At 65.0% G+C, this 18015-nt stretch carries 18 protein-coding genes; 9 read left to right on the top strand and 9 right to left on the bottom strand.

From position 1 onward, the window contains the following. Window positions 1–3: 3 nt before the first annotated feature. The gene (locus CH249_RS15570; RefSeq protein ID WP_094683228.1) at window positions 4–1446 is read left to right on the top strand and encodes an NAD(P)/FAD-dependent oxidoreductase; all 1443 of its coding nucleotides are present in this window, start codon (window positions 4–6) and stop codon (window positions 1444–1446) included. Here the strand turns inward: CH249_RS15570 and CH249_RS15565 are convergent. Further along, window positions 1440–2846, bottom strand: coding sequence for an APC family permease (locus CH249_RS15565; RefSeq protein ID WP_094683227.1), 1407 nt, complete (start codon window positions 2844–2846; stop codon window positions 1440–1442). The genes CH249_RS15570 and CH249_RS15565 overlap by 7 nt on opposite strands. 38 nt (window positions 2847–2884) lie before the next feature. On the opposite strand from CH249_RS15565, the gene CH249_RS15560 reads away from it, so the two are divergent. Then, on the top strand, window positions 2885–3472 hold the full coding sequence (locus CH249_RS15560) for a TMEM175 family protein (RefSeq protein ID WP_094683226.1): 588 nt from the start codon (window positions 2885–2887) through the stop codon (window positions 3470–3472). Window positions 3473–3488: 16 nt separating this feature from the next. Further along, window positions 3489–4265: an IclR family transcriptional regulator gene (locus tag CH249_RS15555; RefSeq protein ID WP_032395782.1), complete on the top strand. Its 777-nt coding sequence runs from the start codon at window positions 3489–3491 to the stop codon at window positions 4263–4265. Here the strand turns inward: CH249_RS15555 and CH249_RS15550 are convergent. From CH249_RS15550 to CH249_RS15530, 5 genes are all read right to left on the bottom strand, one after another. Continuing rightward, entirely contained in the window at window positions 4253–5242 is a 990-nt protein-coding gene (locus CH249_RS15550; RefSeq protein ID WP_094683225.1) for a D-glycerate dehydrogenase, read from the bottom strand. The genes CH249_RS15555 and CH249_RS15550 overlap by 13 nt on opposite strands. Then, window positions 5239–6162, bottom strand: coding sequence for a hydroxymethylglutaryl-CoA lyase (locus CH249_RS15545; RefSeq protein ID WP_094683224.1), 924 nt, complete (start codon window positions 6160–6162; stop codon window positions 5239–5241). Before CH249_RS15545 ends, CH249_RS15550 begins: the two co-directional genes overlap by 4 nt. Beyond that, entirely contained in the window at window positions 6163–7383 is a 1221-nt protein-coding gene (locus CH249_RS15540; RefSeq protein WP_032395785.1) for a CaiB/BaiF CoA-transferase family protein, read from the bottom strand. Between the two features lie 47 nt (window positions 7384–7430). Beyond that, window positions 7431–8822 (bottom strand): GntP family permease, encoded by a 1392-nt coding sequence (locus CH249_RS15535; protein ID WP_094645821.1) that lies wholly within the window; start codon window positions 8820–8822, stop codon window positions 7431–7433. Window positions 8823–8974: 152 nt separating this feature from the next. Next, window positions 8975–9535: a molybdenum cofactor biosysynthesis protein gene (locus CH249_RS15530; RefSeq protein WP_032395786.1), complete on the bottom strand. Its 561-nt coding sequence runs from the start codon at window positions 9533–9535 to the stop codon at window positions 8975–8977. 74 nt (window positions 9536–9609) lie between these two features. Between CH249_RS15530 and CH249_RS15525 the strand changes: the two genes are divergently transcribed. Beyond that, window positions 9610–11154, top strand: a complete 1545-nt coding sequence (locus CH249_RS15525; RefSeq protein WP_045196507.1) for a carboxylesterase/lipase family protein — start codon at window positions 9610–9612, stop codon at window positions 11152–11154. Here CH249_RS15525 and CH249_RS15520 read toward each other — a convergent pair. Further along, window positions 11147–12013, bottom strand: a complete 867-nt coding sequence (locus CH249_RS15520; RefSeq protein WP_094631198.1) for a DNA-formamidopyrimidine glycosylase family protein — start codon at window positions 12011–12013, stop codon at window positions 11147–11149. The genes CH249_RS15525 and CH249_RS15520 overlap by 8 nt on opposite strands. A 29-nt stretch (window positions 12014–12042) precedes the next feature. Here CH249_RS15520 and CH249_RS15515 point away from each other — a divergent pair, with 29 nt between their 5' ends. The 3 genes from CH249_RS15515 to CH249_RS15505 are packed head-to-tail and all read left to right on the top strand — an operon-like array spanning window position 12043 to window position 13727. Then, window positions 12043–12843: a thymidylate synthase gene (locus CH249_RS15515; RefSeq protein WP_094683328.1), complete on the top strand. Its 801-nt coding sequence runs from the start codon at window positions 12043–12045 to the stop codon at window positions 12841–12843. After that, a complete protein-coding gene (locus CH249_RS15510) occupies window positions 12840–13346 on the top strand; it encodes a dihydrofolate reductase (protein ID WP_094645663.1) in 507 nt (168 codons plus the stop codon). Before CH249_RS15515 ends, CH249_RS15510 begins: the two co-directional genes overlap by 4 nt. Before the next feature lie 54 nt (window positions 13347–13400). Continuing rightward, a complete protein-coding gene (locus CH249_RS15505; protein ID WP_032395790.1) occupies window positions 13401–13727 on the top strand; it encodes a cupin domain-containing protein in 327 nt (108 codons plus the stop codon). On the opposite strand, the gene CH249_RS15500 is transcribed toward CH249_RS15505, so the two are convergent. Then, on the bottom strand, window positions 13720–14580 hold the full coding sequence (locus tag CH249_RS15500) for a universal stress protein (protein WP_094683223.1): 861 nt from the start codon (window positions 14578–14580) through the stop codon (window positions 13720–13722). The genes CH249_RS15505 and CH249_RS15500 overlap by 8 nt on opposite strands. Before the next feature lie 153 nt (window positions 14581–14733). Continuing rightward, on the bottom strand, window positions 14734–15639 hold the full coding sequence (locus tag CH249_RS15495) for an acyl-ACP desaturase (protein ID WP_094683222.1): 906 nt from the start codon (window positions 15637–15639) through the stop codon (window positions 14734–14736). Between the two features lie 367 nt (window positions 15640–16006). On the opposite strand from CH249_RS15495, the gene CH249_RS15490 reads away from it, so the two are divergent. Together CH249_RS15490 and CH249_RS15485 are read left to right on the top strand one after the other, a co-directional pair. Continuing rightward, a complete protein-coding gene (locus CH249_RS15490; protein WP_230596811.1) occupies window positions 16007–17206 on the top strand; it encodes a CdaR family transcriptional regulator in 1200 nt (399 codons plus the stop codon). An 84-nt stretch (window positions 17207–17290) separates the two neighbouring features. Next, window positions 17291–17992 (top strand): ABC transporter ATP-binding protein, encoded by a 702-nt coding sequence (locus tag CH249_RS15485; RefSeq protein WP_032396254.1) that lies wholly within the window; start codon window positions 17291–17293, stop codon window positions 17990–17992. The last annotated feature ends 23 nt before the right edge of the window (window positions 17993–18015 follow it).

Below are 18015 nucleotides of genomic sequence, written 5' to 3'. Positions count from 1 at the left end.
GCAATGGCCTCAGAAAGCTCGGAATTCGATGTCATCGTCATCGGCGGTGGCCCGGTCGGCGAGAACGCCGCTCAGTATGCGACACAGGGCAGCGACCGCACGGTCGTGATCGTCGAGCACGAACTGCTCGGCGGCGAATGCTCGTACTGGGCGTGCATGCCGAGCAAGGCGCTGCTGCGCCCCAGCGAGGTTCTCGACACCGCACGAAACATGCCGGGGGTCAAGGAACTGGTCGGCGATCAGCCCCTCGATGCCGACGCCGTCCTGGCCCGACGCGAATCCTTCACCCACGGCCTCGACGATTCGTCGCAGATGACGTGGGCGGAGAAAGCAGGGATCTCCGTCGTGCGCGGTCACGGACGCCTGACCGGGGACAGAACCGTCGAGGTCGACGGGCGCACGCTCACCGCCCGGCACGCCGTCGTCCTCGCCACCGGAACCACTGCCTCGGTACCGAACACACCAGGCCTGCGCGATGCCCGGCCGTGGATCTCCCGCGATGCCACCAACATTCACGAGACCCCCGGCCACGTCGCCGTCATCGGCGGTGGCGTCGTCGCGACGGAAGCGGCCACCTGGTTGCTCTCGCTCGGAGCGAAGGTCACGATGATCGTGCGCGGCTCGTCGCTGCTCGCCGCTTCCGAACCGTTCGCAGGCGAACTCGTCGCGAACGCGCTGACAGCGCGAGGTGCCACCATCATGCTCGACGCCACTCTCGAGTCCGTGTCACGAGAGAACCCTGCCGACACCGGCATCGGTCGGATTCACGGTGGCCCGGTCGGTCTCGTCGTCGACGGCAGCGAGATCACGGTCGACGAAGTTCTCGTCGCCGCGGGACGTACTCCGGCGAGTGCGGACCTCGGGTTGTCGAGCCTCGGACTCGAGGAGGGGCGCTACATCGATGTCGACGATCATCTGAACGTTCCCGGCCACGAGTGGCTCTACGCGGTGGGCGACGTCAACGGACGAGCTCCGCTGACGCACATGGGCAAGTACCAGGGCCGGGTGGCCGGCGACGTCATCGCCGCCAGGGCCGAGGGAAAGCCTTTGGACAGCAAGAGATTCCGTGCGATCGCAGATCACGGTCGAATTCCCCAGGTGGTGTTCACGCCACTCGAGGTGGCCTCCGTCGGACTGACCGAGGCCAAGGCCAGGGAGGCGGGCATCGACGTCGAGATCGTCGCGCAGGACATCGCCGTCGCGGGTTCGTCTCTGCAGCAGGACGATTACTCGGGACGGGCGCAGCTGGTGATCGACCGCGCCGCCGACACGATAGTGGGCGCCACCTTCGTCGGTCCGGGAGTCGCCGAGCTGGTCCACGCAGCCACTGTGGCTGTGGTCGGCAAGGTTTCGATCGACGACCTGTGGCATGCGGTGCCGTCGTATCCGACGGTCAGCGAAATCTGGCTCAGGCTCCTCGAGGCTCGCAGAACAGCCGATCACTGACGCATGTAGGCCGCGGCGATTCCCTCGTAGGTCTTCGGGTCCGCTTTCCTGATGCGCAGAGCCACCAGGACACCGAGGATCGCGGCGAGTATCAACACCACGGGTATCGCGTTGACGACCACAGAATCGGAACCGGTGAGAACGCTGTAATGCGTTCCGGCGAGGATCAATCCGGTCATGAAACCGACGAAGCCGATGCCGGGGGCGACAGCGGTGCGCCACACGGAACGGTCGGGGTGGCCGAAGAAGAACACCACCACCGACAGCGCTGCGGCGGCCTGCAGGGCGATCACCCCCAGAGTTCCGAGTCCGATGGCCCCGGCGGCGTAGATGAGGTACGGGTCGGCACCGGTCACCGCGAACACCGCCAGCGCCACGGCAGCCACCAGTGAGGCGGTGATGCTGCCGATGTGTGGGCTCGAGTGATGCGGGTGAATTCGGCCCAACCGCGCCGGAAGTACGTGCTCACGCCCGAGGGCGAACAGATATCGGCTCGCTGCGTTGTGTACGGCGAGATACGACGCGAGCACGCTGGTGCACAACAATACTGCCGTACCGTCGTACAGCACCGTTCCTCCGTACTGCTGCGCCAGCGTGAACAGAAGATTGCCCAGTTCGCTCTGCGCCAGCACCGGCGCATCGACCCCGCCCGCGGCCCCGACGATGATCCAACTCGTCAGCACGTAGAAGACCGCGATGAGCGACACCGCGATGAACGTCGCGCGTGGGATGCTGCGTCTTGGGTCCTTGGTTTCCTCTCCGTAGAGGGCGGCCGACTCGAAACCGATGAAACTCGAGAAGGCGAACATCATCGCTATCCCCAGCGATCCGGAGAACACCTGTGTGGGAGTGAACGATTCCAGTGGTATCGCCGCGGTTCCCTTCTCACCCACCACCAGGACGTTGAACACCGTCAGAAAAGCGAATTCGAGAACCATCAGCGTTCCCAACACCTTTGCGGAAAGATCGGCATTCCTGAAACCCAGGAAAGCGACAATCACGACAGCGACCGCCGTGAAGACGTACCACGGAATGTCGATACCGGAATCGGCGAACACCAGGTGAGTGAAATAGCCGAACGCACCCGAAAGTCCACATGCGAGCGAGGTATACGCGACAACTGCGACATACGCGGCAGCAACTCCCGGCGGCTTCCCCAGTGCGAGACCGATGTAGGTATAGAAGGCTCCTGTGCTGTACACCTGCTGACTGATCGCCGCGAAACCCACCGAGAAGCACAGCAGCACAACGGCACTGATCGCGTAGGCCGCAGGCAGACCGGCACCGTTGCCGCGTATGAGGGCCAGCGGCACGTTGCCGATCATGGCCGCCATCGGGGCCGCCGCAGCAACCACGAGAAATACCACTCGGCCGGTGGTGAGAGTACGTCGATCGGACATCGTTCGGACGCTACTCGTCCGAAGTGCACAATGCTGACATGGAATACGAACGTGGATTCGACAGACTCGTCAACTTCAGCGACGCCGTGGTCGCGATTGCCGCGACACTGCTCATTCTGCCGTTGGTGGAACTGGCCGAACCGGACGAAAGCGCACAATTCGTCGTTATTCTGCGTGACCACGGTGTCGAGCTGTTCGCATTCGTACTCAGCTTTCTGGTCATCTTCTCGCAGTGGCTGAGCCATCATCGCGTGTTCCGTGCCCTGGTCGGCTACACCAAAGGTTTGATGTGGGTGAACTTCGTCTGGTTGCTCTCGATCGTGTTCCTGCCGTTCCCCACCAAGTTGATCGCCGAGAAGAGCGGGTACGACGCCAGTGCGGCACCGTTGTACGTCGCGACCATCGCGGTGTCGGTCGTCTCGATGTTCGCGGCCGACGTGATCGTCTCCCGGCATCCGAACATCGTCGCCGACGACGCACCGCGTCACGGCGGCGTACGCAACGGCGCGATCACCTCGGTTCTCATCCTGGCCGCTCTGGGATTGGCGTTCACACCGCTGGGCCTGTGGTCGCTGCTCCTCCTGTTCCTGACAGCGCCGATCAACCGCCTCCTCGGCCGTGTCTGACGAGTAGATTGGTCGGGTGAGTACCGAGAGCGCGTCGAAGCAGCAACCGCTTCTCGTGCTGGGCAAGATCACCGAGATTCTCGACGCCTTCTCGTTCGACCGCCCCTCGATGACGCTCGGTGAGATCCAACAGACCACCGGCCTGCCCACCTCGACGGTGCAGCGTCTCGTCACCAACCTTGTGCAGCAAGGATTTCTGGACCGGGGCGGCGATCGGATCCGTATCGGAGTGCGGATGGCCTACTGGGCAGCGACGGCGACGAAGGACCTCGACGTGCTGTCGGTCGTCAACCCCGTGCTCAAGGACATGCGCGATCTGACGACCGAGACCGCGTGTTTCTTTCGGCCGGAACAGAACTACCGCGTGTGCGTCGCCATCGCCGAGACCCGCCACGCCTTGCGCCGGGACATGTACGTCGGCAAGGTGATCCCGCTCAGCGCGGGATCGGCCAGCCGCGTCCTGCTGGCCTGGGACGACGACCTGGCCGAGCGTGTCCTGTCCCGTGAACTCGAATCGATGACCGAGCAGACGGTGACCGAAGCCGAGACGATGCGAACCCTGTTGGCGCAGACCAGAGCCGACGGTTATGCGATCACCACCGGCGAGCGCGAGACCGGCGCGTCGGGACTGTCCGCACCGGTGTTCGATTCGGCCGCGGACATCGTCGGTGCCGTCACCATCAGCGGACCGACACTGCGCATGCCGCAGTCGCAGTGCGAGGACTGGGTGGATCTGCTGATCTCCCACGCCGAGCAGATCACGAGGACGCTCGGCGGCCGCTACCCTGCGTGAGACCAGGCGTCGGGATTCACCGGATGCGCAGGCATCGAACCGCCGACCATCGCAGCTGCGTTGGTGGCGCACAGCCGGGCCATCTCCGAACGCACCGACACCGTCGCGCTCCCCACATGTGGGAGCAATACCGTGTTGGGCAGATCGGCCAGGCCGGGTTCGAGGGCCGGCTCGCGCTCGTAGACGTCCAATCCTGCTGCGGCAACGGTCCCCTCGCGGAGCGCGGTCACCAGAGCGGCCTCGTCGATCACCGGTCCTCGCGCGGTGTTGATCACGATCGCCGACGGCTTCATCGCCCCGAGTACCGCGGCGTCCACCAGATGGTGGGTGGAGTCCGACAGCGGAACGTGCAGGGACAGAAAATCGCTGGTCGTGACGATCTCGTCCCACGACGCATGCTCGACGCGACCCGCGAACTCACCGAGCTCGTCGTCGGAGACCTCTCGATCACCGGGCGGGCGCGGACAGAACTTCACCGTCATGCCGAACCCCAGTGCCCGGCGAGCGGTGGCGCGGGCAATGCGGCCGAAGCCGGCCAGTCCCAGTACTCGATCCGAGACATCGCTGCCGAGAAGCAGTTCCGGCTCCCACCCGGTGAACGAGCCGGAACGGACGAATGAATCGGCCTCCACGGCGCGGCGAGCAGTGGACAGTATCAACAGCATCGCGATGTCGGCGGTCGAGTTCGTCAGAACCCCTGGGGTGTTGGCGACGGTGATCCCGCGCTGCGTCGCGGCGGCGATGTCGATGTTGTCGAATCCGACGGCGTAGTTGGAGATCCCGACGATCGACGCCGTCTCCAGCAACTCCGCATCGAACCGGTCACGTAACTGGGACACGACGACCGAGTACTCACCGGAGGAGCAGGCGGCGACGAGTTGCTCGTGATCGACCGCCCTCAGGTCCACCTCCCCCGCCGCCCGCAGAATGTCCATCCCCGGTGCCGGGATCTCGGTGGTGACCAGGATGCGGCTCATGCGACCCACTCGAAGGCGCGCGCCTCGGACCGCACACCCTGAACGGCCTTCGATCGCATGGGCTCGTCCAGCTCGGCGAGCAGCCCCTCCGAGAGAGACGCCATGGACGCAAGCGTCGCCGGCTCGAACCAGTCCGGCCGTGTCGCGAAGAGAATGTCCTCCGACGAGGTGTTACCGCTGGCGCCAGGAGCGAAGGGGCATCCGCCCAGTCCGCCCAGTGAACCGTCGACCATCGTGGCACCGGCCGAGATCGCCGCGAGGGTGTTCGCGACGCCCAGGCCCCAGGTGTCGTGTCCGTGGAACACCACTCTGCGGTCGGGGGTTTCCTCGCGGACCCGCGAGATCAGCGACTGCACCTGTACCGGTACCGCCTGCCCGAGGGTGTCACAGATGACGATATCCGTTGCACCGGTTGCTCGTTCGTCGTTGGCGATCTCGATGACCCGGTCCGGCGGCACCTGCCCCTCGAAGGGGCAGGTGAAGGAGGTCGCGATGCAGAGCTCTATCTCACCGCCGACCGATCGAGTGATGTCGACGGCGTCGGGCATCGCAGCCAGGGACACCTCGGTGGTACGGCCGATGTTGGCCTGATTGTGCGAGTCCGAGGCGGAGAAGCAGTACTGGAAGTTGCGGGCTCCGGCGGCAGCGGCCTTCTCGATGTGACGTGGAGTGGCGACCCACACCCAGCATCGAGCGAGTTCGGCGGCGGTGAGCTCAGCGATCACCTCGAGCGTGTTGGCCATCGGCGGCACCTTGTCACCCCGAGCCATCGAGCCGATCTCGAGCGAAGGCACGCCGAGTTCGATGAGCGCTCTGATGATCTCCAGCTTTCGTTCGGTGGCGAGCATCTTGCCGGTGAGCTGCAGACCGTCGCGCATCGTGACGTCGCGAAGCTCTGCGGCGGGAGCGAATCGGTACATCTAGAGGCTCATCTCTTCGTCGGTGCGGCCGAGCAGAGTCGACAGTACTTCCCTGGTGTGTTCGCCCAGATCCGGTCCGACCGAACGAATCGGCAGGGACGCGTCACCGATCACCGGGACGACGCCGACAAATCCGACGTCGGTGGGCTCGTCACCTCCGGTGTCGACCGAGAAGTGCTGAATCATGTTGCGGGCGGCGTACTGTTCGTCGGCGACGATGTCCGCCGCGGTGTAGATCGGACCCGACGGCACCCCGGCGGCGTCGAGAATCTTCAACGCCTGCTCGCGCGAGTGCAACCCGGTCCACGCCGAGATCGCGGCGTCCAACTCGTCGCGTCGACGCCACCGACCGGCGTTGGACGCCAGGTCCGGGTCGGCTCCCAGATCGGGACGATCGATGGTCTCCATGTAGCGCTGGAAGATCGCATCGCCGTTGCCGGCGATGATGATCGAGTGTCCGTCGTTGCACGGGTACGCGTTCGAGGGTGCGATGCCTTCCATTCGGCCGCCCGTGCGCTCGCGTTCGACACCGTAGGCGAGGTAGTCCGGAATCAGCGATTCCATCATCGACAGAATCGATTCGTTCAGCGCCACATCGATGGAACGCTGTGCCAGCGACAGCGGAGACTGCCCGTCCGAGGCCTGCGCCGCGCGCTGGGTCTGCCGTTGGAACAGGGCCATGACGCATCCGAACGCCGCGTACAGCCCGGCGATGGAGTCCCCGATCGAGACCCCGACCCGGACGGGTGGCCGATCCGGGTCACCCACGAGATTGCGAAAGCCGCCGTACGCCTCTGCGACAGCGGCGAATCCGGGTCGCTGCGACATGGGGCCCGTCTGGCCGAAGGCCGAGATGCGCGTGATGATCAATTCGGGGTTGGCTGCGCTGAGCACTTCCGGCGAGATACCCCATTTCTCCAGCGTGCCGGGCCGGAAGTTCTCGAGCACGATGTCGCATTTCGCTGCGAGGTCGACGACGTCCTTGCGGCCCTGTTCGGTACGCAGGTCCAGCACGATCGATTTCTTGTTGCGGTTGATCGTGCGATAGAGCATCGACGTTGTGCCGGAGTAGAGCCGCCAGTTGCGTAGTTCGTCGCCGGTTCCCGGCCGTTCGACCTTGATGACCTCGGCACCGAAATCGGCGAGCATGCGCGCCGCAGTAGGGGCGGCTATGTAGTTGCCGAGTTCGAGAACTCGAACTCCGCTGAGCGGCAGTGCCATCGTGTTCCTTTCGATACTCCCGGAATCAGGGTTCATGGAATCTGGGCTCACAGGATCCAGCTCATCGGCACGATCAACGCGATGGCGATGACCGATGCCACCGAGACGCCCACCGAGCACGTCTTGAGTGTGCCTCGGGTCGACTGGCCCATCAAGGACTGCAGGAGCCAGAAGGTGTTGCTGGTGACGTGGACGGCGAACAACGATCCGGCACCGGCGGCGAGTGCGATGAACACCGGGTCGAGACCGATCAGCGGAGCGACCGGGGCGAGAATGCCGGCCGAGGTGATGGCGGAGATCGTCACCGATCCCACGGCGATGTGCAATGCGGCTGCGATGACCCACACCATCAGGAGCGGCGCTGCGGTGCTCGCCGTGAAGTACTGGCCGAGGATGTCGCCGAGACCCGCCTCGTTGATGACGGCCGCGAGCGATCCGCCGACGCCGGTGAGGATCAGTATCTGGCCGCTCTCGGCGAAGCCACGGGCGAGAGCCTTCTCCACCCGAGCCTGTCCGACGTGGTAGCGACCGATGAGGCACGTTCCCACCAAGCCGATGAGCAGCGCGATGACCGGGCTGGCAATGAACTCGACGACGGGAATCGAGATCTCGGCGACTTCGAGTACGGCTCCGATGGCAATGAGGACGAGCGCGAGCAGCAGCGGCGAGAGCAACACCAGCAGTGACGTCTGCTTCTCGGTGCGCACCTTCTGGGCTACGCCACCTCCGGTTTCGAGAGGCTCGTCGTCGGAATCGGCAGGCTCCGGGACCACAGGCTCTGGGACCACGACGATCTGCTGCTCGTCCTTCTCCTCGTTCCACCATCCGTGCCGAAAGACGAACGACATGACGGCCACCGACAGCACGACGACCGGAACGATCAGGATGAGTCCGTAGATCATCATCTTGCCCAGCGGCACGCCGAGCAGTCCGGCCAGTGCGAGCGTCGCGACACCGGGCACCATGAACACGATGCCGCATTCGAGCGCGATCGCCAGCGCCGTGGCCATTCGCGCTGTGCCGTACTTGCCGATCTTCGGAGCGAGGTTGCGGGCGAGCGGAGCGGAGATCACGAGCAGCACGTCGAGGAAGATGGACTGCAGCAGGGTCGCGATGGTCAGCGAGAGTGCGTACGGCAGCCGCTTGGGTCCGAAGGTTCGCAGCAACGTGCCGACGAGTCGCTGGATGGCGTTCATCTCCTGCAGTACCGAACCCATCAGCACACCGAAGGCGATGAGCAGGCCCACCTCGGCCATGATCTCGCCGAAGCCGCCGGTGATGGTGTCGACGGTGGTGCCGACTCCGAGCTTCGTCGCCAGTCCCAGGTACGCGGCCCCGAGTACCAGCGAGATCACCGGGTTGAAGTGAAAACGAACGATGAAGACCACCACCGCCAGGACGGCGACGACGGTGTTGATCACAATCCACATATCGGACATCGGCAATTCTTCCCGCTGAATGAGAGTGACCGCTGCCATCGCATGCGGCTCGATGTGATCCATCACACCAATACCCACATTATGGGCACAGATTTACTTCGTGAGCAAGAGCCTGGGCAGCACGGAACCACGAAGGTCCGCCGAGAGCCAGGTCAGATCGGCTGAGCGCGCCTTATCGAGAGCTCGGCCCGAGAGGGATCGAGTTCGACGGGCGAGCGGACCAGCAGTTCCCCGACCCGCAGGATGCCGTCGGACAGCGGCTCGACACGCAGTCCGCCGCGACCGATCAGCGCCTTACGTGCACCGTCCACCACCATCCGGTCCATCCACGCGCACGGATGGGCCGGCCGGCCACCACGGAACCGAATCCAGCCGTCACCGGAATCGAGCTCGAATTCCAGCCCTCGCAACGGGTCGAGCTCCAGCCCGCGTACGACGACGTTTCGCCTGGCCACGGACGGATCGGGCACATCGACCCCGAGTACGTCGCCGACGGCCTCCCAGGCCTCGACGGCCAGAAAGCTCACCGCCGCCTCGGTGTGTGCCTTCACGCCGAAGAACCGATCTCCACGAATGCCTTTGTGCGCCACGATCTCGACGCTGGTCGGCAGGTCCGTCGCCGACTCGGCCGGGCCGTCCTTGGATCTACCGAAGTAGGCGTGTGTGGGCGAGCGCAGTAACTGCACGATCTCGGCGCGATACTCGAAAAGCATGCCCTCGAGTCTGCCCGGTACCGATCTCCATCCGTTCTTACCCGCGGGTAAGAACTGATCAGTACACTCGCGACATGGCTGTGACGACACGCGTGACCACCTCCGACGGCATCATCGAGGGCAAGCCGGTGGGCGACCTGACCACCTGGCGCGGCATCCCGTACGCCGCCCCGCCCGTCGGACCGCTTCGTTTCCGAGCGCCGCAACCGACCCAACCGTGGTCGGGCGTGCGCGACGCCACCGAATGGGGCAACGCCTCCATTCAGCACAAGCGCGGCACGATGCTCGCCGTCGGCAAGTACCAGCCGTCGAGCGAGGACTGCCTGACGCTCAACGTGTTGGCCCCGAGCGCACCGAGCAAGAACCCGCGCCCGGTCATGGTGTTCATCCACGGTGGTGCCTACACGCTCGGCACCTCGGCGACCCCGCTGTACGGCGGCGGCTCGCTGGTGCGCCGCTCGCTGAAGGACGGCGACGGCATCATCTACGTCTCGGTCAACTACCGACTCGGCGCACTGGGCTACCTGGACATGTCCCAGTTCTCCACTCCCGAGCGGCCGTTCGACTCCAACCTGGGCCTGCGGGATCAGGTCGCAGCGCTGGAATGGGTGCAGCGCAACATCGCGAACTTCGGCGGCGATCCGAACAACGTCACCATCTTCGGCGAATCCGCGGGCGGCAATGCGGTCACCACACTCATGACGGTTCCCGCTGCGAAAGGCCTTTTCGCACAGGCCATTTCCGAGAGCTCTGCTCCCGGCATGACGGCCACCAAGGAGCGTGCCGATCAATGGGCACGCGAGTACGTGGGCTACCTGGGCGGCACCGCGGAGAACGCGGCCGAGACCCTGGAGAACGCCGAGGTATTACGGCTCGGGCGGGCCGGCACCAAGCTTGGCCTGACCACCCTGCACCGCACTCCCGGACTGCTTCCGTTCGGACCCGTGATCGACGGCGACTTCCTGCCGGTCAGCCCGGTGGAGGCCTACGCGAAGGGCACCGCGCACCGCGTCCCGCTGATCATCGGCACCAATGCCCGTGAGGGAACACTGTTTCCGAAGTTCCTCGACGCACTGCCCACCAACCCCGAACGCATCGGCAAGCTGTTCTCGCTCACCGATCCCGACGCCGAGGCCGTGGTCACCGCAGGCTATCGCGGCTACCCCAGTGAGCGGTCGGCCATCGACTTCGGCGGCGACTTCACCTTCTGGAAGCCGTCTCTCGAAGTGGCCGAGGGACATTCGCGTCACGCACCCACGTACTTCTATCGCTTCGATTTCGCTCCGCGATCGATGAAGGTGCTCGGCCTCGACGCCACCCACGGATTCGAGTTGTTCGCCGTGTTCGGCATCAACGAGACCCTCTTCGGCAAGGCGCTCACACTCACGGGTGGACGAAAGGCCTTCGCCGAGGTCACCGAGCAGGTGCAGTCGAACTGGATTGCGTTCGCCACCAACGGAAAACCGTTGGACACGTGGCCGGCGTACGACGAGGACTCGCGTCGGACACTGATCTTCGACACCCGCACCCGGGTACAGAAGGACCCACGGAGCGACCGGCGCAAGGCATGGGAAGGCTACCGGGGCTACGACAGCCAGAAGCTCGAACCCGTCACTTGAGCAGTCGCGACATGCGACGGTCGGCAAGAATCTTGCCGGCCGTCTGGCACGTCGCGCAGTACTGAAAAGAGCGATCGACGTAGGCGACTTCACGTACCGGGTCGCCGCACACCGGGCACGGAAGTCCGGTCCTGGCGTGTACACGCATCCCCGATCGCTTCTCCCCCTTCAGACGCGCCGCATCCTGCCCGGCCGAGCGGGTCACCGCGTCGGACAGAACCGATCGCATCGCCGCGTAGAGCGTCGCGACGGATTCGGGATCGAGCTTGCTCGACGACGCGAAGGGCGAGAGCTTTGCCACGTGCAGTATCTCGTCCGAGTAGGCATTGCCGATGCCTGCCAACAGCGACTGATCCACCAACGAGGTCTTCAGTCGCGCGGTGGTGCCTGCGAGGATCTCGGCGAATTCGAGCTCGGTGACCGTCAGCGCGTCCGGACCGAGCCGGGCGATGCTCGCAACCTGTTGCGGGTCGCGCACCACCCACACCGCCAGCCGCTTCTTGGTACCCGCCTCGGTGAGATCGATGGCGGGCGTCGCTCCCTCGGGGGTGAAGAAATGGATCCGCAGCGCCAAGGGTCCTTTGCCCGGCTTTGGCGGAGCGACGCTGGGATTGTCCACCCACCGCAACCATCCCCCGCGAGAGAGATGGGTGATCAGCCAGAGGTCACCGGCGCGAAGTGCCAAATGCTTCCCGAAGCGGGCGGCATCGGTGACGTCCTTGCCCTGCAGCTCGGTGATCGGCGGATCGAACGTCTTGAGAACGCTCAGTGCAGCGATGTCGATGCGACCGATCACCGCACCGACGGCATGCTCGCGCAGAAAGCCGGCAAGGGCTTCCACCTCGGGTAATTCCGGCATGTACCCAGTATGCAGCTACGATGACCGTCGTGATGGTTCCGACTCCGTACGAAGATCTGCTGCGCCACATCCTCGATACCGGGACGGCGAAATCCGACCGAACCGGAACCGGCACCACCAGCGTGTTCGGGCATCAGATGCGCTTCGACCTGGCCGCGGGCTTCCCGCTGATCACCACCAAGAAGGTCCATCTCAAATCCATCGTCTACGAATTGCTGTGGTTCCTGCGTGGGGATTCGAACGCCACGTGGCTGCAGGAACACGGTGTGAGCATCTGGGACGAGTGGGCTGCTCCCGACGGCGAGCTCGGCCCCGTCTACGGAGTGCAGTGGCGATCGTGGCCCACCCCGGCGGGCGAGCACATCGACCAGATCAGCCAGGTCATCGAGACCTTGAAGACCGACCCGGATTCGCGGCGCATGATCGTCTCGGCCTGGAACGTCGGCGAGATCCCGCGAATGGCGCTGCCGCCGTGCCACGCGTTCTTCCAGTTCTACGTGGCCGACGGCAAGCTCTCGTGCCAGCTGTATCAGCGCAGCGCGGACATGTTCCTCGGAGTGCCGTTCAACATCGCGAGCTATGCGCTGCTCACGCACATGGTGGCGGCGCAGACCGGTCTCGAGGTCGGCGAGTTCGTCTGGACCGGCGGCGATTGCCACGTCTACGATAACCACCGCGATCAGGTCACCGAGCAGCTCTCGCGCGAGGCGTACCCCTACCCCACTCTGAAACTGGCGCAACGGGATTCGATCTTCGACTACACCTACGAGGACATCGAGATCGTGGGCTACCGGCACCACCCGGCGATCAAGGCCCCGGTAGCGGTGTGAGTGCTCCGTTCGTCGGCTCGATCTGGGCGCAGAGCACCACAGGAACCATCGGGGACGGGGGCGGTATCCCCTGGCACATTCCCGAGGACCTGGCACACTTTCGCGCCGTGACGGGCGGTCATGCCGTCGTCATGGGCCGCAAGACCTGGGATTCACTTCCCGCGAAGTTCCGGCCGCTGCCCGGGCGTCGGAACATCGTAGTCACGCGCAACGCATCGTGGTCGGCCGAGGGCGCGGAGGTGGCACACAGCGTCGCCGACGCGATCGCGCTCGCCGACTCCGACCCGGTGTGGGTCATCGGGGGCGGCGAAATCTATCGCAGTGCAATGGATATCGCGACCCACCTGGAGGTGACCGAGGTCGATCTCGACGTCGTGGGCGATACGAGTGCTCCGGAGATTCCCGACGGCTGGGTCGCCAGGGCAGGCGACTGGCAGAGCAGCCGGGTCGACGGCACTCGATTCCGCTGGGTCGAGTACGGAAAGCCTACCCAACCTTCCTGAGCGCGTTCAGGATTCCCCCGTCGCGACTACGAGTGGTGCGTCATACTGACGATCATGGACAAGAAGTCACTCACCGCCCTTGCCCGCCAACAGCTCAAGCTTGCAGTCGGCGCGTCGAGTGGCCGCAGTTCGCAGACGGTCTACGGCGGTCACCGACGCCACCTACGGCAGACGGTCGTGGCGCTGGCCGCCGGTAACAAACTGGCCGAACACGACCTCTCCGGCGAGTCGACCGTCCTGGTGCTCAGCGGCAAGCTGGAACTGATCTCCGGTGAACGCTCCTGGAAGGGTTCGACCGGCGACCTTCTCGTCATCCCCGACGCCCGCCACAGCGTCGAGGCCCTCGAAGACGTCAGCTTTCTTCTGACCGTCGCTATGTGAGCGACTTCCGCACGACCAGCACCGGGCAGTCCGCGGTGTTGACGAGCGCGAAACTCGTGGAGCCCAACAGCATTCCGCCGAATCCGCCGCGCCCCCGATTGCCCACCACGATCAAGGCTCCGGTTTCGGACAGTCCGCTCAGAATCCTCACCGGACGGTCCTGAGCGACGATGCGCTGCACCTCGACGTCCGGGAACCTCTCCTGCCAGCCGGCGAGGCTCTCCGCCAGCAGAGCCTCCTCACCGTCGGCGATGGCCTGCCAGTCCTTGGGTGCACGGCCGAACGACTGGGTCAGATCGACATCCGACCACACGTGCACCGCGATCAGCACGGCTCCGCGGGCCGATGCTTCGACGAACGCCCACTCGACCGCAGCCTGGTTGACCTCCGATCCGTCGGTACCGACGACGACCGGCCCCTCGGCGACCGGCCGACCGTCGATGTCACGGCCTCGCACCACCGCGACAGGAGAGACGCTGTGAGCAGCCAACGAGAGTGTGACAGCACCGGTTTCGCTCGCCCCGATCACCAGGAGCTCGGCCTGAGCCGAGACCCCGATGAGAACGTCCATCACACCGCCCTCGACGGCACTGGAGGTCACCTCGAACGCCGGATCGTCGACCACCAGTGCCGCCAGAGTTTCCGCCGCCACCAATCTGGATTTGGCCGTGGCCACGAATTCGGTTGCTTCTCCGGCGAATTCGCTCAGGTCGACCACACCCGGCATGTCCACGGCCGTCACGATGTGCAATCGCCGATCGCGTCGGTGAGCACAGAGCGCCGCCCAGATCACGGCCTTGTCCGCTGCAGCGGATCCGTCGATGCCGACGATGATCGGTCGAGAGCCTGTCACGTTTCGGGCCTCCGGTCGTTGCGCGAGAACCGGGGCCTCGGGCGTATGACGAATAGGAGTTCAGGCTAGTCGATGGACCCCGCCGAAGCGCCTCTTCGATTCGAATCGAATCGAAGAGGCGCCGGTCCCACGGACCCCCCGGGGTATGTGGTGTCAGCTGGCGCGCAATGCGTTTGCGTACTCTCGGCTTCGCGTGCGGCTGAGCTCGACAGCGGTGTCCTGCGCGTCGAGATGATCGAGATAGTCGGCCAGTTGGTCGCGACTGCGGGCTCCGGCACCGAGGTCGGTGCGCTCGAAGATGCGCCACTGTGCCAGCAAGGGACGCAGGACCTCGTCGAGGTGGCGGCGTAGATCGTAGATTCCGTCACGCGAGATGAGCATCGCACTGCGCGCGAACCCCGGCAGGTTGCTGCCCGGCAGTTGGAAGTTCATGACGACCTCGGTGATCGCGGTGACGGTGAGCGACGGCGCAACCTCGAGCGCTGCGGAGACCAGGTCGGAAAAGAAGCGGACGTGCAGGTCCTGGTCGGCGACGATGCGTCCGAGCAGGCGATCGGCCACCGGATCGTGGCATTGTGCGGCGGTGTTGCGGTGGCACATGCTCGCGACCGACTCGTCCAGGGCGACCTGAGCGAGCGACCGAAGCAGGTGCGCTCCGTTCATCGGGGCGTCGAAACCCACCGTCATGCACTGCGCTCGGGCGCGACCGAGGGCGATCGGATCGACGCTGCGGGTGGCGACCAGGTAGTCGGTGACCGCCACTGCATGCCTGGTTCGTTCTTCGCTCCACACGGTGAGCCACGACGGCCAGGCCCCGATCTCGGAGGCGGCGGTGTCGCGCCGGTACAGCGGAATGTTCTGCTCGACAAGCAGAGTGGTCACCAATGCCGCTTTGGCGGCCTCGGTCAGGCTGGAGGGACGCGAACCCCAGTACATCTCGGCCCGAACGAAGTCGGCCGGTTCCCACTGCACGGCTTCGGCGCGATGACGAACGAGATTCGCCTCGATGCTCGGCAGCAGTTCTCGCAGAACCGCGAACTGCCCGATGTCACTGCGCATACCCACCCCTTCGCCGCCCGCACACCCACTCCGACGGTGATCAACGTAGATGCGCGGCCCGTCCGTCGGGACGGCTTGGCGATTGTTTAGGGCAAGTCGCAAGCGCCCACGGCACGCGCTCGAGATAGGTCACAACGAGTTTTGCCGAAATGGTGGATCACGCGTTGATAACAACCTATGATCGATCCTGTTAGAGGCCCAGAAACAAACTTGAAGTACGAAAATGCCGCGGTTTCGTCGGGGATTGCATACATTGAGCCGTGGAAGCGCGTCGATACGCGTGAGTGAGTTTGCTTTCTCGAGACCTGAAGAATCCAACACGAAGGGTTGATCTGTGACCGTTCACAACTCGACTAGCCTCGGAATCATGGTCGCGGGTCAGCCTGCGTCGGCTCCTCTTCGCGACTTCCGCGCGGTGGCTCGGCTCCTCGTGGGGCACTTCGCCGCCAACACCCCCTGCGGGTCGTTGCCGGGCGAACAGCTTCACGGCGACGTCACCGAATTCACCGTCAAGTGCATCAGTATCGCCGTGCAGATGCTCGACGAAAGACGTGCTCCGGCGGAGTCCGACCTGGCCGAACTCCGCGCCAAGGCCAGTCAGTGGGCGCGCGAGGGTGTGCCCCTCGAGTCCGTCCTCAGCGTCTACCACGAGGGCATCCAGATCGGCTGGAATCTCGTGTCCAAGCGGGCAGGTGAAGGCGACGCCGCCCAACTGATCGAGGCCGCGCGGATGTTCGTGCTGCTGTCGGAGAAGGTGTCCATCGCGGCCAGCAAGAGCTACGTCGAGGAGCTCCAATCGGTGGCCAGTGAGCATCACACGGCAGCGCACACCCTGGTGACCTCGCTGCTCAGCGGCCACAATGCGGTGTCGATGGCCCGTCAGTCCGGCATCGAGCTCGCCGACAGTTACCTCGTGCTCGCCATCTCGGTGCCGCCGCACCCCGACGAGAACGACCCCAACATCCAGAAGACCGTCGCCGCCCGTCGAAAGCTGCGCCGCGTCCAGGCCGAATTGGCCACGATCTGCGGTCGCACTCCCCTGTCTCTGCTGAGCACCGAAGGCGGCACCGTGCTGATCCCGGGTGTTCACGACGAAGAGTGGGTCGAGGCCCTGGTGCACCGCATCGGTACCGCCGCCGAGGTTCCCGTCACCGTCACCGCCGAGCAGGCCGCTACCGCCGACATCCCCACCGCAGCCGATCAGGTCCACGAACTGCTGTCGTTGGCGCACCAGCTGCACCGTCCGTCCGGGCTGTACCGCATGGACGACCTGGTGCTCGAATACCAGCTCACGCGACCGGGACCCGGCCGTCGCCACCTGACCCAGATCCTCGAGCCACTCGACTCGTCACCGGAGCTGCTCGAGACCCTCGAGATCCACATCTCCCACGATCTGAACCGTCAGCGGTCCGCACGCCAGCTCCATTTGCACACCAACACCGTCGATTACCGCCTCAAACGGATCGCCCAGCTCACCGGGTTCGACCCGACCCGTCCCTCGGGTATCCGACACCTGCAGGCCGCCCTGGTGGCCCGACGCCTCGAATCCTCGCGCGGCGCAGCGTGATCTGAGAACTCCGACCGGTTTCTCGACCCGACGGCAGGTAGCGTCGGAAGTATTCGAGGAGCAGGGGATTGTTGGATGACGAAGTTGAAGCTCGAGCTGTCCGGTGTGGTCAAGGAGTACCCCACCGGCGAGCAACCGGTACGCGCGTTGGACGGTATCGATCTCACGATCGAGGGTGGCCAGTTCGTCTCGCTCGTCGCGCCGTCCGGTGCCGGCAAGTCGACGCTGCTGCACATGCTCGGCGCACTCGACACGCCCACGTCGGGTTCCATCCGGTTCGACGACGTCGAGGTCACCACCCTCGACGACAATGCCCAATCCGATTTTCGACGCCACCAGGTGGGGTTCGTCTTCCAATTCTTCAACCTGCTGCCGACCATGTCCGCATGGGAGAACGTCGCCGTTCCCAAGCTGCTCGACGGCACCCCGATCAAGAAGGCCAAGTCCGACGCGATGCGTCTGCTCGACATGGTCGGACTCTCCAACCGATCCGAGCACCGTCCGGCGCAGTTGTCGGGCGGTCAGATCCAGCGCATCGCGATCGCACGGGCGTTGATGATGGATCCGGCACTGCTGATCGCCGACGAACCGACCGGCAATCTCGACTCGAAGACCTCCCACAACGTCCTGGAGATTCTTGCCGAGGTGGCGCACGCCAGTGACGGGCGTCGAGCGGTGGTGATGGCGACCCACGACCTCGAGGCGGCACGGTCCACCGATCGCATCGTCAGCATGATCGACGGTCGCGTCGAGACCGACACTCCCACGGCCGGCCTCGATCGGTGATAGGCACCGCGCTCAGCAGATTT

It is taken from the genome of Rhodococcus sp. 05-2255-3B1, assembly GCF_002258545.1.
Taxonomy (GTDB): Bacteria; Actinomycetota; Actinomycetes; order Mycobacteriales; family Mycobacteriaceae; genus Rhodococcoides.
The sequence above is the reverse complement of the archived record's forward strand: the minus strand, read 5'-3'. Positions and strand labels throughout refer to the sequence as shown.